We start from the raw sequence: 15,871 nt of genomic DNA, 5'->3' as shown, positions 1-15,871 counted from the left end.
ACCTGAATTTTTTTAGAAAATGATTTCACGATAAGCTCTACGTATGATTCTGTTATGTTGACAGACTTTGATGCCATCAATATTTAAGTACCTCCCTACCCCATCATAAAACCGGGGAGAAGTTTCAACTCTGATCAATATGAGCACTTCACTCCCGTTTCACCTTCTTTAGCTCCTGAATTACAATCATCGTAATAATCTAATCTGACAGCCAGTTCATAATTACTGGACCGGAATTTTCAGATTTCATAAAAAAGAGCCATGCTCAAAACATCCTGTCTGCTATCTGTAGAGATGGCCAGATTTGATTTACAGGTAACCTGTAGAGAATATTTCTGGCAACGGTTCAGTAACTGCGTAACAACAAGCCGAAATTCAGCCGTCGCTACGTGAAAATTAACGAGGATTACCCCTGTTAATTCGCCAGAATTGCTGTAGAAGCGTCATCATATTTACAATTTTCTGGTAATTAACGTAACTTATTGAATAGTATAAATTAAATTACCATTGAGTTACGCAGAAAATTTGATAAACCCAGCTGCTAATGAAAATCACCTGTTTAAATGAAAAGCCAGTCTCCAATTGACGATAAAAACGTCCATGAGATGGATTTTCGAAAAACGCTATTTTTACTGGTATCCTTGACACGATTCATAATCGCGAGTTAGCCAACGTATCGAATCAGATTCACCCTCTCTCATTTTAATTACATATGAGGAAGGGGCCTGAGCCAGGTTTTTGCAGGTGTATAAGCAAGCGGCCTGAAATTGAGGGATAAATGCACAAAAATGCCCATACTCAGTTAAGCTTGATTGTTGAGGCGGATATGGGATTCGCGGGATGATGAAATGGAGGAAGGGATTTCACAAAAACCACCGATGAAACCCGGCAAGAAAAATAGTTCAATGCATTGTTTAATAACGACTTTTTTAAATTATTTCAATATGAAATTCCCGGGGTGATTTGAGAGAATGCTATCCAAAGTCTTCCATCTCCTCCATGATTAGAAGCATTTAAAGCCTGCACATCAGTTAACCTCCCTTCCCTTCATACGAGGCATTCGACGAATGCGCTATTGATGCCACCATCTTTTGACAGTCAATCCCCACCAATCACTGGTAAAAAGGCAGCAACCCTGCGTATATCCACTGATTGCCAACCAGATAACGCAGGAACGCTGCTATAAATTGATTAGATGCTGTTGAGATAGTTTTGATACCACTGCGCAAGCTTTGTAGTAACCGGGTTAAGGCTGATATCAAACGTCCGGCCATCAAGTTTTCTTACCGGAGTGATTCCTGCCAGTGTGCCAGTAACAAATACCTCATCTGCGGTTAGCGCCTCTGCCAGCGTGAAAGGTTTTTCATAAACAGCCAGTCCGTTTTGCCGGGCCAGTTCAAGAAGCGTCTGGCGGGTAATGCCGTTGAAGCAGTACAGGCCATTTGACGTCCACACCTCCCGGTTACGCACAATAAAAAAATTGGTGGAATTGCAACTGGCGACAAAGCCGTGAGGGTCAAGCATTAATGCTTCATCAGCACCGGCGTCAAGTGCCTGGAGTAACGCCTGAATCAGGTTCAGACGGCTGTGAGAATTCAGTCGAAGGTCAAAAACATCGGGTGTGCTGGTACGATAGCTGGAAGTGAACAACGTCAGACCACGCCTTTTAGCATCATCATCCACGACTTTATATTCAGCCACACAAACCACGGTGGACCCACCGATAATAAAACGGGGATCCTGATTGGGAGTTCGCTTTCTGCCTCGGGTGATCATCAGACGCAGATGCGCGCCGTCTGTCATATCATTAACCTCCAGCGTTTTGTTCATGATCGCCGCGATTTCCTCACGGGTATGGCCGATGTCTAGCTGAATGGCGGCGGCTCCGGTAAAGAGGCGGTCAAGATGACGCTGGAGAGCAATCAGTTTGCCGTTTACCAGACGCAAACCTTCCCAGATACCATCGCCACAAACGTATCCAGAATCAAAGACAGATACAGTGGCATTGTCCCGATGAACAAAATCACCATTTACATAAACCTGAACATTATCGTTCCGGGGATCATACAAATATGCCTGGCTGCTTTTATTGGCGTTCATATCGCTTCCTTTTGCTTAAAATGCCCGTTCGGTAAAGCGGGAGAGAAATTCACGGGTACGTGGTTGACGTGGATGTTTCAGAACCTCATCCGGCGTACCCATTTCATGAATCACGCCGTTCTCAATAAAAATCACCCGGTCTGCAAAGTGCCAGGCAAAGCCAAGTTCATGTGTCACCAGCAACAGGGTGCGGCCTTCATCAGCCAGTTCACGAATGGTATGCAGCACTTCACCCACCAGTTCAGGATCGAGGGATGAGGTGGGTTCATCAAACAGCATAATTTCCGGTTTCATGGCTAACGCTCTGGCGATGGCAACGCGCTGCTGCTGACCACCAGAAAGACTGCCAGGCCAGGCCTGCTGCTTATGACTAAGGCCGACCTTTTCCAGCTGCTGCTGGGCGATCTTTGTGGCTTCCACCCGGCGCATTTTTTTTACCGAAACTAATGCTTCACAGACGTTGTCCAGCACGGTCAGATGCGGGAAAAGGTTGAACTGCTGGAACACCATGCCGATGCGCTCACGCACATCGCACAGCTGTTTTTCGCTGTAGATACGCTGATTGTTCTTCCCGGTAGAACCCAGCACCACACCATCAAGTTCGATTGTGCCAGCGCTGGGCGTCTCCATAAAATTGAGGCAGCGCAGCAGGGTGCTTTTACCGGAACCGCTGCCACCGATAATGGCGATTTTCTCTCCCGGGTGAATATCTAAATCAATTCCTTTTAAAACGACCTGGTCACCGAACTGCTTTTTTAGTCCACGGATGCGCATCACGGGTTGTTTATCGGACATGAATTTTCTTTCCTTAAGGCAGGGGGCGATAGCGGCGTTCAAGGCGTGAGGCCAGGTAACTGCCGGGCCATATCAGGACAAAGTAGAGCAGGGCAACCACAGTTAAAATTTCCACCGGACGGTAATAGGTGCTGCTCAACAGTCGTCCCTGATACATCAGTTCGTTGACTGTCAGAATTGATGCCAGCGACGTTACTTTCGCGAGTTCAATCATGCGGTTGGTCAGGGCAGGTAACATACGACGAAAGACCTGTGGCAGGATGATGCGTCTCAACGCTTTTGCCTGGGACATGCCCAGCGCCTTTGCACCCTCCCACTGCCCACGCTCCATGGACTGCAATCCCGCACGAAAAATCTCCGTACTATAGGCGGCGGTATATAACGTCAGGGCGAGAAGTGCAGCGCCGAAGGTTGAGAACTGAATGCCCACCAGCACCGGGAAGGCGTAGTAAAACCAGATAAGTTGAATCAGTACCGGAGTATTACGAAAGACTTCCACGAAACCCCGAGTGAGGGCTGTAACCCAGCGTTGCTGACTGGTACGGGCAATCCCCAGCAGCAGACCGATAACGGTGCCGCTGATGCCTGCCAGAAGCCAAAGTTCCAGTGTCACCCCTAATCCTTTCAGTAACACCGGGAAGTTCTGGACGATTAACGAAAAGTCCCATTGATAGTTCATCTTATTACCTCATCAGCGCGCATCAGAAACTGCGAGACGTTTTTCAATCACCTGGCTGCATTGGCTGATGATCAGCAGCAGGGTGAAGTACATCACGGCAATCAGGGTATAAACTTCCAGTGGGCGATAGGTCTGGCTGTTAACCTGCATCGCCTGATACAGCAATTCGCTGTAAGCCAGCGAAGAAGCCAGCGCTGTGGATTTCAGTAATTCGAAAGAACGTTCAAGGAACGGCGGGATCATCCGGCGCAATGCCTGCGGCAAAATGATGCGACGTAACGCCGTGGCCCGTGGCATTCCAAGTGCTTTAGCCCCTTCCCATTGCCCCGCGCTAATGGACTGGATACCGCCGCGGTAGACTTCGGCATAAAACGCTGCCGACTGGGCTGACAGTGCCAGCACTGCCGCAGCAAAAGGGGAGAGGGTGAGCGGAGATACCACCGGTAATGCGTAGTAGATCCAGAAAAAATGGACGATGGCAGGGGTATTACGATAAAAACCGATGATCATGATGGCCGGAATACGTGCCAGGCGAAGCGGTGAATTTTTCATTATCGCCAGCACCATCCCCGCGAGCATCCCAAAAACGATGCTGGTCACACCGATCTGAATTGTCCCCCAAAGCCCCTCAAGCAATAACATCCGGTATGGCCAGATGGCGGCAAAATCCCACTGATATGACATACGACAGAACCCCTAAAATACTCAATTCAATTTCAGTGCGTTAGAACGGCATAATCTTATCAGTACGAAAATGTGATAAATAAATAATATAAAATGACGCTATTATCTCTTTTTGATATATAAATTTGATCAGGACAACTATGACCCACCCTAACTCTCTGACACTCGAACTGGCCCGCTTTGCCTGTCAGCTGACGCCAGACGCCATCCCTGACCGTTGGAAACGGAAAATCATCCTGCATTTCATGGATAGCCTGGGGTGTGGGGTGGCAGCACGTAACGACCAGGTATTGCAGATGAGCGCTAAACTGGCACGATCGCAATATGCGCCGGGTAAAAGTATTACGCTGGATGGTGGCAGTCCGCTCTCTTCAAGTGGTGCGGCATTCCTCAATGCTGCCGCGATCAATGCGCTGGATTACGATGATGGTTTCGAAGTGGCGGGGCGGGGGATGGGGCATCCAGGGGCGACACTGGTCGCCGGGGCGCTGGCAGCGATAGGTGCAGAACCCATCCGGGGTAAGGCATTGCTGACGGCACTGGTTGCAGCCTGGGAGATTAATGGGCGGGTGATTCTTTCGCAGCAACCTACTCCGGAACGCTTCCGCGAGGTGTACGGTGTTTGTCAGCATCAATCACTCGGGGCAGCTATCGCATTCGGTCTGTTGCGTGGCTGTGATGCATGGGCACTGGAAAACTGTCTGGGCCTGGCAGCTTCGCTCACCCCGCTTCCGTCGTTGCACAAATATAACTGGCAGCAACGTCCTCTTATTTCTTTTAAAGACTATAACGCGCCAGCCGCAGAAGCGGGGGTGCGTGCCGTTGAAATGCATCTGGCTGGCATTATTGGGCCACGTGATGTGCTGGCAGGGGAGCAGGGGTTCTGGCGCATGATGGGTTCAGATCGATTCAAACCCGAAATCCTCACGGATAACCTGGGGGCAGACTGGCAGCTCCAACATGCCAGCTTTAAGGCTTACCCGACGTGCCGCTGGATGCATACCACGCTGGAATCGTTTGAGGGTGTGCTGAAAGATATCGCTTCTCCTGAACAAATCCAGCAGGTGCGGGTATATGGCAGTAAGCTGCTGGCTGACTTTTTTACGGATACCCGGCCTGAGAGTGGCACAGACGCGCAATTCAGCCTGCCTCTGGCGATTGCCTGTCTGGCATTCAATATTCCACGCCATCAATGGAGCAGTGAAGAGGTGCGAACCTCTGCCACGTTGCTGGCCTTGGCCGATAAGGTGGAGGTGCTGGCCGAAGCGCATTTCGATCAGTTGATGCAGCAATATCGACGTCCATCGGCGCGTGTCGAAGTGGTCTCAGGAAATGTTGTGATGGTGGGTGACACCATTGATTACCCTGCGGGTACGCAGGAGAATCCACTTTCTGAAAACAACATCATTGATAAGTTTATCGCCAACTTGTCATTACGGATGCCGACAGAGAAAGCGGAAGGGATAGCTGATCGGTTACTCGACCTGGAACGATGTGAGGATATCGGGGCGCTTCTCGCCCCGATACTGGATTGACGCGATTATTTCCACTCTTCCTTAATCACGGACGGAACCTTACTGACATCAACACCACGCAATTTGAGCGCTTCCTCATAGAATTGCTTGCTCTGGCCGGATTTATAAATTTTGACGAACTCTTCATTGAGGAAATTACGGAAACGCGGGTCGCTTTCTTTGCGTAAAGCACCGCCGGTACTGATGGCGATGATAGGCTTCGGCAGGATCAGGTTGCCTTTGTGCACTTTGGCCTGCTGCAATGCCAGTGCCGGATGGACGTAAGAAAGCGCATCAACCCGGCCTGCATAAAATGCCGCAACGCCTTCATCCATATTGGTAAAGCGTACCAGCTGTGCCTTTGGCAATTTTTTCGTCAGGATCAGGTCTGGGCTGCTGCCCAGGGTTACACCAATTTTGATGTCGGGGCGATTAAGGTCGTCCCAGTTTGCCGCTGGTATGCCATCGCGGATCAGTACCCCCTGGGCATACCACAGGAACGGCTGATCGGAGAAGTCTGCGGCTTTACGGCGTTCATCGGTAGGGTCAAGCACCAGCATGGTATCAATCTGACCCGCCTGCAACGCCGCAACGGCATTGCCCCAGGTGGTTTCAACCGGTACCAGCTTTACCCCTAAATCTTTCGCCAGCACTTTGCCAACGTTATAGCCAATACCATTCCACTGACCTGTTGCTGGATCTTTAAAATACCAGGGTTCGCCCTGTGCGACGCCGATGCGCAGTTCACCCGTTTGTTTGATATGGTCCCAGGTTGATTCTTCTGCGTGGGTAAAAAAAGGTGTCGCAGCCATAAGTAACGGAAGAATGATTTTATGCAGCTTGAATGTCATGTTGATGGTCCCTGATAAGAAAAGAAGGAAAAGTGAAATACAATTCAGGCGTCAAAATAGCGAAGTTTTATATAACTGTAATAGTGTTATTTATATTATCTAATTCCATATAGTTATTAAGGGTGAACACAGAGAGGTGGTCATGAACTTTCAGCATATGCGAATTGCCAGGCCGGTAAGCGATCTCAGCCGGAGTAGCGAAATGTACTGCGAGGGGCTTGGGCTGAACAAAATCGGCGAATTTACCGATCATGACGGCTTCAGTGGATGCATGTTAGGCCGGGAGGATTTACCCAGGCACCTTGAGTTCACGCAGTGCCACCATCATCCGGTTAATCCGTCTTCCTCACCTGAAGACCTGCTGGTTCTGTATGTACCGGAAAAGGAGGACTGGGAAAGCGCCTGTTCGGAAATGGAGAGTGCGGGATTTATCAGGGTCGAATCGTTTAACCCCTACTGGGAGAGAAGGGGAGTGACTTTCGAAGACCATGATGGATACAGAGTAGTTATCCAGAATATGAAGTGGGGGGAAGTGTGAACCTGTTCATCGATATTTTTTATGCACAATGACAGTATTAGCAAAACCCGGTAATTCTCAGCAGGGCAGCGGACCCAGGTACACGCTGTTGAGCATGCAACACACCGATGCCTGTGCGTTGAGGGGCAATTCGAGAATATGGCAAAGGGAAATTGTGATGGATACTACAGAGCAACTGAACGGGACGTATTTTTACGGTGGACTCTCTAATCTTAATGCGGGGGAGCTTTTTTTTGGATTATGGTTGATGTGACCGCTGAGCACTTCACCGGTACTAAGGATGTTTTAGCTGCTGCCGCTATCTACAGTGGACAGAACACAATTTCGGTTCGAGGAAAGCTTGGTAATGCTACTCCAGGTACAAGTTATGCTTCAAAGTACTCCCGCAAACTTCTGAAGGATATTATGTTGCCTTTCCGGCTACCAACATGGATACAAAACCCAGCAAGTCCTTTTGAAGTAAAACGAGTTATGACATCCAGACTTGCTACATTTGTGGGACGGACTATCCCGGTGGTCGGCTGGGCGGTGCTGGCTGTGGATATTGCCCAAATCAGCTATGAGGCAATGGTGCGTTATAACCGAATCGTTGGCAAGGATGATCTAATATGGTGACGCAGGATATTGAAAAAGCAGTGTTTGATTTGGTAGAAGAATACAACGGGCGGAGGCTATTTACCTTAAAACGTTATCCGCTTAAACACGATACTGACCTGAACGAAGATTTCCGCATGGACCCGCTAGATGCTTATGAATTACTTGAGAAGTATGTTGAGCGGTTCAACATCGAAGCTTCAGAAATTGACTTCAGCCAATACTTTCCCGAAGACTTTAGTGAAAAACATGACCGACTGACTATTCAGTTATTGATAGATTCAGCAAAGGCTGGACGTTGGCTGGGTAAAAAGTAAAGGCGAGCGATATTCCTTCGGGGCATATTTTCTAAACTCAAAAAGATGAGTAGCGATTGTGACCCACGATAACTAAACCGAAGCAATAAAACATCATGCTGCTTAAACGAAGCGTGATATCTAATAGGCTAATGTCGATAAGCCGGTGGATCAATGGCATTCAACGAGGAAATTTTCGCCTGCATCCGGGCATGATTTCGCAGGGTTGCATTACTCTGGAACGTAATTCAGATTTTGCAATGATTCGCAATCGACTGCTCCACACACCGCTGACTGATGTACCCTGTACAAGGAACCTGAAAGCACGTGGGTTTATTGAGGTAAAAGAATATGGATATGGTGAAACTTGTCCGACGAAGCGTTAAAACAGTTTTATTCATGGCACTGTTCTGCCTGTTTGCTCGATTGATCGATGCTTCACAGTTTATCAGTCTTGATACAGCAAATAAATTTTCAACCTGGTTTCATGGTAGTGCTAACCAGGAAAACTACGATGACCTTTGGTTCTTTACTGATGTAATGCTTTCGTTACTGTCCAGCGTGGTGGCTTATAATGTGCTGATTAGGTTGTTTCGTAAGTTCATTAAGCGAATACCTGAACGGATGAGCCAGCACTAATATCCGAACATACAAGACCCGCTTTCGCGGGTTTTGTTTTTCATGAATAGCTATGCCACCCGGTAATTGCGCTCAAACAGAAACATGATAACTGGTAACGGCATTGCCGGTAAACCGGTGGACCATCAATGCCGGTGGATCGTCAGCTGGGGGGATATTTTCTTTCCCAAACCAGACCGGATTAGCCGGGCACACTGACCCACAGATATAGGCCGGTATGCCCGCAAACATCCCTGCTATGGGGCGGTGGACATGCCCGCTGGAAATCGCCAGCAGGTGGTGAGGAACGCGCCTGACCAGCTCTTCCAACTTCCGTGCGCCCTGGCACATCGTCTTATCCAGCGTGGGGATACCGGATGCAAAGACGTGATGATGCAGGAATAACAGTGATGGAGCATCGCTGAATTGTTTCTCCAGCCAGGCAAGATGTCTGGATACATCGCCTGATGTTTCGTTCTCCAGGGTTGAATCCAGCCCAATAAGGCAAAGTTCACCGAACTGGTGCGCAAAGTGCAGAGCATCGCCTGACGCATCCTCCGCCCAGCGATGTTTTCCCCAGACTGCACGCATCTGTTGGCGGTCGTCGGCGTTGCCGGGCAGCAGTAATGAGGGATACGTTTGCTGCTGCAGACGGTCGGCAATCAACCGATAACCTTCATACCACTGTTCATCAATCAGGTCACCGGTCAGCACCAGAATGTCCGGGTTGAGATGTGCCAGCCAGGCCAGCGCACGATCAAATCGGGATAGGTTGTCATTATCAGGAGAAGCGTGGATGTCCGAAACCTGCGCTATCAGCATGTCTGCCTCATCATGATTCAGGCTGCAAACCTACACCTTAGCGGCAAGCCTCGGACACTGCAAAACTGTCTTCAAACAGACGGAAACGGGTGATCAAGCCGTCATTTACCACAAAATCAAACACAAACTCCGTCTCGATCAGTTTGCCGGTTTTGTTCACACGGGAAGCCAGTTTTCCTGGTACCAGAACTCTGTTGCCCTGAGCCAGTATCTCACTGATTTCAAAGTGTTCAGAAGTGATTTGCTCACGAATCTGACGTGAAAATTCAGCTGCCCCCGCTTTGCCATGTTTACGTCCAATCCAGGGAACGGTGGCGATATCGCCCGCCACAAACCAGTCAACGTCTTCGCTGACCAGTTCTGCGATAGCAGCGACATCCGCAGCAGACGCAGTGCGGTGGAAAAATTCATTAATAACATCAGCAGGTTGTTGAGATGACATCAGGCACATCCTTTTCTGTGGTAAAAAAATATACCTATTTCTAGTCTGAACCAATGGCCTCAGTCAATTATTTCCACCAGCGGTTTGTTATTCTCCGGCTGCATTATCTTATTCATTATGTTTGTAATGGACAGGCCTGTGAGATTGATTCCTGTATTTAACAAAACGATTGCTATTAATCTCATTTTACTTTGAATGGGCGGGTTTTAATAATTTCCCGGTGATTTATACAGAGAGCGGAAATAATGAGCCAGTCCATCCAGGTAGCAAAGCCCGATGATGCAGAAGAAATCTTTGCTTTACTCCAGCGCGCTTATGCTTCGCTGGTCGCTTTGGATGTGCATTTTACCATTTCACGAGGCTCGGTTGAGCAGGTACGGCGTACCATCGAGCAGGAAACCGTGCTGGTGCTGCGCAAATGGAAACGCGCTGTGGCGACGGTAACGGTGCGTTTTCCCTGGCAGCAGGATGACAACGCACCCTCATCCTTACCTTTTATTCACTGGTTTGCCGTTGACCCGGATTTTAAAGGTCAGGGATATGGGCGGGAAATTATCAGCTGGGCAGAAGAAACCCTGCTGAAAGACACCCTGAAAGCGCCGGGTGTTTATCTGGCTACTGCAACGAAACACCCCTGGCTGAGCGATCTGTATCTGCGTCGTGGCTATCACCCTTTTTATCATCGCACCAATCAATTAGGGGAAGCGTTGGTTTTTCTGAAAAAGGAATTGACCGCCAATGCAACAACCGCCCCCAAAAAAGAGTACGCACTGCCTGATTCAGGCCATTAAAAAATAACACCTGCAACCATCAAGGATAATATGAAAGCGAATTCACTGACTCTCGCGCTGGGTCTGACCTGCCTGCTGGGAAGCGCATGCCATACCTTTGCCGCCGAACAACCGCGCAGCGGCGGCAGCCTGACCTGGGGCGTCGAAACGGAACCCGTTCCGTTTAACCCGCAGCTTAATGGCCAGTCAAAAGCGGAAGTGGTGCTGCGTAACGTCTGGGAATCGCTGCTGGCGCGTCGCAATGATGGCAGCTTTGTCCCCTGGCTGGCGGAAAGCTATGAAGCCAGCCCGGACGGGAAAAACTATCGCTTCAGCCTGCGTCGTGACGTCACTTTCTCCAATGGTGAAAAGCTGGATGCCAATGCGGTCGCAGAGAATTTCCGCCATCTGCAGGATGCAGCCTATTGCGCGGGCAGTAGCCTGTGTGCAGTGGGTGCCCGCATCGAAAGTATCACCACGCCGGACGACCATACGGTGGCGATCACCCTGAAACAAGGCTACTCACCGTTCCTGGCCTTCGCCGCCAAATTGCAGATCCTCGCCCCGGCCAGCTGGCACTCTTCGCAGCTCAAGTCTGGCGGCAAAGACATTGCCGGTACCGGCCCCTTTATTCTCGAAAGTTACGAAAAAGGGCAGCAGGTGACCTTCGTGAAAAACCCCCATTACCACTGGGCACCCGCCACGGCGCATCATCAGGGACCGGCGTATCTTGATCGTGTCACCTATCGCTTTTTGCCGGAATCTTCGGTGCGGACCGGCGCGTTGTTGTCAGGGCAGGTGGATGTGATTGAAGGTATCTCCGGTAATGACGCGGGAGAGTTCAAAGACAACAGCGACTTTACCTACCAGCATGCGCTGAATACCGGCACACCCTATTCGCTATTCCTTAACGTGGAATACGGCCCGACCCAGGATGTGAAGGTGCGACAGGCGTTGTTGCAGGGGCTGGACATCGACCCGATCCTCAAATCGGTCTATCGCGGCGAGCGTACCCGTGCCTGGGGCATCACGTCACCTATCGATCCGCTCTACAACAACGATCTGGAAGGGAAGTATGGCAATAACCCGGCTGCCGCAAACAAGTTGCTGGATGAGGCGGGCTGGCAGACGCGTGATGCTGATGGCTTTCGTACCAAAGCGGGTCAGCGCCTGAGCATTGAGGTGATTCAGGCGCAGGCGACGGTACGTGACCAGCGCGATGTACTGCTACAGGCGATTCAGGCCCAGGCGCGTCAGCGGCTTGGTGTGGATCTGAAGCTGCGTTATGTCGATTCCGGTACCTACGTTGATGTGCGCAACACCGGCAAATTTGGCTCGATCGCTAACTCCAATACCGAAACTGATGGCATTGATATCGAAAACCACTATCGCCCGGTGAAGGCAGGTGGCCCGATCAACTACAGCCGCGTCAACAGCCCGGACATCAACGGCTGGCTCGATCAGGCGGCCGCCACGCTGGATCTTAATCAGCGGCGTAAATTCTACAGCCAGTTGCAACAGTTTGCTCTGCCACAGCAGGCGCTGGCGGTGCCTCTGTACGAACCGGAAGACCAGATTGCGGCGGCAAGCTATGTGCACGGTGTCGGTTTCCGCAGTTTTAAGCAAATGCCTGAAAACGTCTATGACGTGTGGCTGAGCGAACACTAATTTCGGAGGCGAGGATGAGTCTGGAGAGCATCGTAACCCGTCACCCGCGAGCGCCGCGGCCATCGGTATGGCGTAGCGAACTGGCGCGTCGTATCACCGGACGCCTGCTGGGTGGCGTGCTGGTGTTATGGGCCGCCGTCACCCTGGCGTTCCTCGGTGTGCATCTGGCGCCTGGCGATATCGTCAGCCTGCTGATTGGGGAGCAGGAGCGCACTGCGGCGATAGAGGCGGCAATTCGCGCCGAGTGGGGGCTGAACCACCCGCTGTGGTGGCAGTACCTGCACTATCTGTGGCGCGTGCTGCACGGCGACTTCGGACGTTCCTACATTCTCAACACCGAGGTGAGTCGGCTGCTGGCCACCCAGCTGTGGCCCACCCTGAAACTCACCCTGGCGGCGTTGCTGGTCAGTGTTGTGTTTGCCGTGGTGATGGCGGTAGCGACGGCACAACGCCGCTGGGGCCGCCGGATCGCGAATGGCCTGGAGTTGCTGCTGGCTTCCACGCCGTCATTCTGGATGGGCATTGTGTTGTTGTTCATCTTCAGTTTTACGCTGCGCTGGTTCCCGGTGGCGGGGGATCGCCATCTTTCTTCGCTGGTGCTGCCGGCCTTATCCCTCGGACTGGCCCAGGGGGCGGTGATTGCCCAGGTTCTGCGGCGTGAACTGGAACGTGCACTGGAATCCCCCTTTACCCTGACGCTAAGGGCATGGGGCGTGGGGGAAACCACCATTCGTCTGCGTCATGCGTTACGCCACGCCGCACTGCCTGCGGTGACGTTAACCGGCTGGCTGGTGGGCGGATTACTCAGCGGGGCGGTGATCACCGAACAGGTTTTTGGTCGTCCCGGCCTCGGTAAGCTGACGGTGGATGCGGTGCTGGCGAAAGATCTGCCAGTGGTGCTGGCGGTTGCCGTCCTTTCGGCGCTGATTTACGTGGTGATGAGCACGCTGGTGGACATTCTGGCGTTGTGGATCGATCCGCGCCTGCGTGGGGAGGGCAAATAATGCAAGCCATCCTGCAACGATTTTCTCTTGCGCTGCCCGTATCGGTGTGGAGCGCATTGTTCTTTCTGCTGCTGGTCGCGCTGGCGGTGGTGGCTCCGCACTGGCTGACGCACAGCGATCCGCTGCTGGCCGATCCGGTTAACGCACAGCTGGCGCCATCGGCGCAGCACTGGCTTGGCACCGATCAGCTGGGGCGTGATCTGCTGACCCGGGTGATTTACGGCAGCCGTTATTCGCTGTTGATCAGCGTCGCGGCGATGGCGGTAGCGGTGATCTTCGGCACCTTACTTGGCCTGACCGCAGCACTGGCACGCGGGGTGGTGGATGAGCTGCTGAGCCGCGCGGTTGACGTTATCTCGGCATTTCCCGATCTGCTGCTGGCGTTGATGCTGATCGCTTTCACCGGTCCAGGCACCAATAACCTGATCATCGCTCTCGGCGTGGCTTCGGTACCGCGTTTTGCCCGCGTGGTACGCGCCCAGACTTACACTGTCATGACCTCCGGCTACGTGGAACAGGCCCGCACCTTTGGCCTGTCGCGCTTTACGCTGATCGGGCGTCATATTCTGCCGCATGCGATGGCGCAGGTGCCTGCGCTGGCGACGCTGGGTCTTGGCACAGCGATCATTGGCACTGCGGGACTGAGCTTCCTGGGCATGGGGCCACAGCCGCCGACGGCTGAATGGGGATTGATGCTGGCAGAAGGGCGTAACTATCTGCGCAACGCCTGGTGGATTGCCGTCTGGCCGGGGGTCTTTATCACCCTGACGGTGATTGCGGTGAATACGGTAGGGCGCTACTGGCAGGCGCGTTTTGAAGGGAGAACGTTATGACGCAGCCGGTGATTGATATCCAGAACCTCTCGATACGCTTTGGTGATCAGCGGGTAGTCAGGAATCTGAATTTACAGGTTTGGCCGGGCGAATCGGTGGCGCTGGTGGGGGAATCCGGCTCAGGCAAAACCCTGACCGCCCGCAGCCTGCTGGGATTACTTCCGGATGATGCGGTTGTCAGTGCCGATCGTTTTGTTATCGATGGACGCGACATGCGCAACGCCAGCCGTCGCGACTGGCGCGCGCTACGCGGACGCCGTATCGGTTACGTGTTGCAGGATGCGCTGGTTTCACTCGATCCGCTGCGGCGCATCGGTCAGCAGCTGGCGGATGCACTGCGTGCATCGGGCTATCGCGGTGATGCCAGCCTGCAGGAAAAAAGCCTTGAGCTGCTGTGCGCGGCAGGGATAGCGGACGCGGAAAGCCGACTCGTACGCTATCCCCACCAGCTCTCCGGTGGGCAGCGTCAGCGCGCCCTGATTGCCACCGCCCTGGCGGGTAGCCCGGCGCTGCTGATTGCGGATGAACCCACCACGGCGCTGGACATGACGGTGCAGCGGCAAATCCTGCAATTGCTGGCACAACGGCGGCGCGAGGGGCATGGCCTGTTGCTGATCAGCCACGATCTGGCGGTGGTTGCTGAACTGGCGGACCGGGTGCTGGTGATGCGCGATGGTAAGGTGGTGGAGCAGGGCCACAGCGGAGCGTTACTCCAGCGCCCCCGGCATGCCTGGACACAGCGTTTGCTGCGTGCGGTGCCGACACCCGCCACGCGCGGCTTACGCCTCAGTGCAGCCGAGCCGACACCGCTGCCGCCGCGTCCGGCACCCGGTGCTGTACCGCTGCTGGAGGCTATTGGCCTGAATAAGGCCTACGGCGAGCGTCAGGTGCTGCATAACATCAATTTCAGCCTGCACGCCGGGGAAACCCTTGGCGTGGTGGGGGAGTCCGGTTCCGGCAAAACCTCGCTGGTGAAGGTGGTGATGGGCCTGACCGAACCCGACAGCGGCACGCTGCTGCTGGAAGGCAGTCGCTGGCAGGGCCTTAATGAGAAAGCACGCCGCGCCCGACGCGCCCGCCTGCAGCTGATTGCGCAGGATCCCTTCAGCTCTTTCGACCCGCGTTACACCGTGGAAAAAATTATCGGCGAAAGCCTCGACAGCGTGGGCATCTTTGGTGATGCGCGCCGTCAACGGGTGCGCCAGTTGCTGGACGAAGTGCAACTGGGCGATCGTTTTCTGCAACGTTATCCGCAGCAACTCTCTGGTGGTCAACGCCAGCGTGTGGCGATTGCCCGCGCTTTTGCCCCGAACCCGGCGCTGCTGGTGGCGGATGAGCCGGTCAGCGCGCTTGACGTCTCCGTGCAGGCACAGGTGCTGGATCTGCTGGCCGATATGCAGGCCGAACACGGCACGGCGCTGCTGTTTATTTCTCACGATCTTGGGGTGATCCAGCATCTGGCCGACCGTGTACTGGTGATGCAGAACGGCCAGGTGGTGGAGAGCGGGGAATTGCGGCAGGTCTTCACCGCGCCCCAACATCCCTGGACACAAAAACTTTTACAGGCGCTGCCGGTGCTTCCCGACTGGCAGCCCACGACAGTGATGCTGTAGCGGCGCGCTGTATCGCGCGGGTTTTAAAATGCCACATTCAGGAGAAGGAC

The 15,871-nt window shown here is 52.8% G+C and carries 17 protein-coding genes and 1 pseudogene; 11 read left to right on the top strand and 7 right to left on the bottom strand.

From position 1 onward, the window contains the following. Positions 1-1,191 precede the first annotated feature (1,191 nt). Genes CUN67_RS26985 through CUN67_RS26970 form a run of 4 tightly spaced genes read right to left on the bottom strand, consistent with a single transcriptional unit; the run spans position 1,192 to position 4,258 of the window. On the bottom strand, positions 1,192-2,100 hold the full coding sequence (locus tag CUN67_RS26985; protein WP_208718531.1) for an aminotransferase class IV: 909 nt from the start codon (positions 2,098-2,100) through the stop codon (positions 1,192-1,194). Positions 2,101-2,115: 15 nt separating this feature from the next. Further along, on the bottom strand, positions 2,116-2,895 hold the full coding sequence (locus CUN67_RS26980) for an amino acid ABC transporter ATP-binding protein (RefSeq protein ID WP_302882498.1): 780 nt from the start codon (positions 2,893-2,895) through the stop codon (positions 2,116-2,118). A 13-nt stretch (positions 2,896-2,908) separates the two neighbouring features. Next, positions 2,909-3,574: an amino acid ABC transporter permease gene (locus CUN67_RS26975; protein ID WP_208718530.1), complete on the bottom strand. Its 666-nt coding sequence runs from the start codon at positions 3,572-3,574 to the stop codon at positions 2,909-2,911. Between the two features lie 12 nt (positions 3,575-3,586). Continuing rightward, complete coding sequence (locus CUN67_RS26970; protein WP_208718529.1) at positions 3,587-4,258, bottom strand: amino acid ABC transporter permease; 672 nt, start codon at positions 4,256-4,258, stop codon at positions 3,587-3,589. A 140-nt stretch (positions 4,259-4,398) separates the two neighbouring features. On the opposite strand from CUN67_RS26970, the gene CUN67_RS26965 reads away from it, so the two are divergent. Beyond that, positions 4,399-5,793: an MmgE/PrpD family protein gene (locus CUN67_RS26965; protein WP_208718528.1), complete on the top strand. Its 1,395-nt coding sequence runs from the start codon at positions 4,399-4,401 to the stop codon at positions 5,791-5,793. Between the two features lie 5 nt (positions 5,794-5,798). Here CUN67_RS26965 and CUN67_RS26960 read toward each other — a convergent pair whose 3' ends face one another. Continuing rightward, positions 5,799-6,584: a transporter substrate-binding domain-containing protein gene (locus tag CUN67_RS26960; protein WP_439332302.1), complete on the bottom strand. Its 786-nt coding sequence runs from the start codon at positions 6,582-6,584 to the stop codon at positions 5,799-5,801. 181 nt (positions 6,585-6,765) lie between these two features. On the opposite strand from CUN67_RS26960, the gene CUN67_RS26955 reads away from it, so the two are divergent. The 5 genes and pseudogenes from CUN67_RS26955 (at position 6,766) to CUN67_RS26935 (ending at position 8,690) form a co-directional block, all read left to right on the top strand. Next, positions 6,766-7,161, top strand: coding sequence for a VOC family protein (locus CUN67_RS26955; RefSeq protein ID WP_208718526.1), 396 nt, complete (start codon positions 6,766-6,768; stop codon positions 7,159-7,161). A 157-nt stretch (positions 7,162-7,318) separates the two neighbouring features. Beyond that, a pseudogene (locus CUN67_RS26950) lies at positions 7,319-7,776 on the top strand (STM2901 family protein). Beyond that, on the top strand, positions 7,770-8,072 hold the full coding sequence (locus CUN67_RS26945) for a DUF1493 family protein (RefSeq protein WP_208718525.1): 303 nt from the start codon (positions 7,770-7,772) through the stop codon (positions 8,070-8,072). Before CUN67_RS26950 ends, CUN67_RS26945 begins: the two are co-directional and overlap by 7 nt. A gap of 95 nt (positions 8,073-8,167) precedes the next feature. Continuing rightward, complete coding sequence (locus tag CUN67_RS26940; protein WP_208718524.1) at positions 8,168-8,437, top strand: tlde1 domain-containing protein; 270 nt, start codon at positions 8,168-8,170, stop codon at positions 8,435-8,437. Beyond that, positions 8,403-8,690: a hypothetical protein gene (locus CUN67_RS26935; RefSeq protein ID WP_208718523.1), complete on the top strand. Its 288-nt coding sequence runs from the start codon at positions 8,403-8,405 to the stop codon at positions 8,688-8,690. Before CUN67_RS26940 ends, CUN67_RS26935 begins: the two co-directional genes overlap by 35 nt. Positions 8,691-8,762: 72 nt before the next feature. On the opposite strand, the gene CUN67_RS26930 is transcribed toward CUN67_RS26935, so the two are convergent. Beyond that, positions 8,763-9,491 carry a metallophosphoesterase gene (locus CUN67_RS26930; RefSeq protein WP_208718522.1) on the bottom strand — a complete coding sequence of 243 codons (729 nt, stop codon included), beginning with the start codon at positions 9,489-9,491 and terminating at the stop codon, positions 8,763-8,765. 37 nt (positions 9,492-9,528) lie between these two features. Further along, positions 9,529-9,933, bottom strand: a complete 405-nt coding sequence (locus CUN67_RS26925; protein ID WP_208718521.1) for a nuclear transport factor 2 family protein — start codon at positions 9,931-9,933, stop codon at positions 9,529-9,531. A 245-nt stretch (positions 9,934-10,178) separates the two neighbouring features. Here CUN67_RS26925 and CUN67_RS26920 point away from each other — a divergent pair, with 245 nt between their 5' ends. The 5 genes from CUN67_RS26920 to CUN67_RS26900 are packed head-to-tail and all read left to right on the top strand — an operon-like array spanning position 10,179 to position 15,821. Next, the gene (locus CUN67_RS26920; RefSeq protein WP_208718520.1) at positions 10,179-10,724 is read left to right on the top strand and encodes a GNAT family N-acetyltransferase; all 546 of its coding nucleotides are present in this window, start codon (positions 10,179-10,181) and stop codon (positions 10,722-10,724) included. 30 nt (positions 10,725-10,754) lie between these two features. Next, positions 10,755-12,371: an ABC transporter substrate-binding protein gene (locus tag CUN67_RS26915; protein ID WP_208718519.1), complete on the top strand. Its 1,617-nt coding sequence runs from the start codon at positions 10,755-10,757 to the stop codon at positions 12,369-12,371. A 14-nt stretch (positions 12,372-12,385) separates the two neighbouring features. Further along, complete coding sequence (locus CUN67_RS26910; protein ID WP_208718518.1) at positions 12,386-13,375, top strand: ABC transporter permease; 990 nt, start codon at positions 12,386-12,388, stop codon at positions 13,373-13,375. After that, positions 13,375-14,208, top strand: a complete 834-nt coding sequence (locus CUN67_RS26905; RefSeq protein WP_208718517.1) for an ABC transporter permease — start codon at positions 13,375-13,377, stop codon at positions 14,206-14,208. The genes CUN67_RS26910 and CUN67_RS26905 overlap by 1 nt, the downstream gene beginning before the upstream one ends. Further along, on the top strand, positions 14,205-15,821 hold the full coding sequence (locus CUN67_RS26900; RefSeq protein ID WP_208718516.1) for a dipeptide ABC transporter ATP-binding protein: 1,617 nt from the start codon (positions 14,205-14,207) through the stop codon (positions 15,819-15,821). The genes CUN67_RS26905 and CUN67_RS26900 overlap by 4 nt, the downstream gene beginning before the upstream one ends. Positions 15,822-15,871 lie beyond the last annotated feature (50 nt).

The sequence above is a fragment of the Pantoea cypripedii genome, assembly GCF_011395035.1.
Taxonomy (GTDB): domain Bacteria; phylum Pseudomonadota; class Gammaproteobacteria; order Enterobacterales; family Enterobacteriaceae; genus Pantoea; species Pantoea cypripedii_A.
This window is presented reverse-complemented; position numbering and strand designations above follow the sequence as displayed.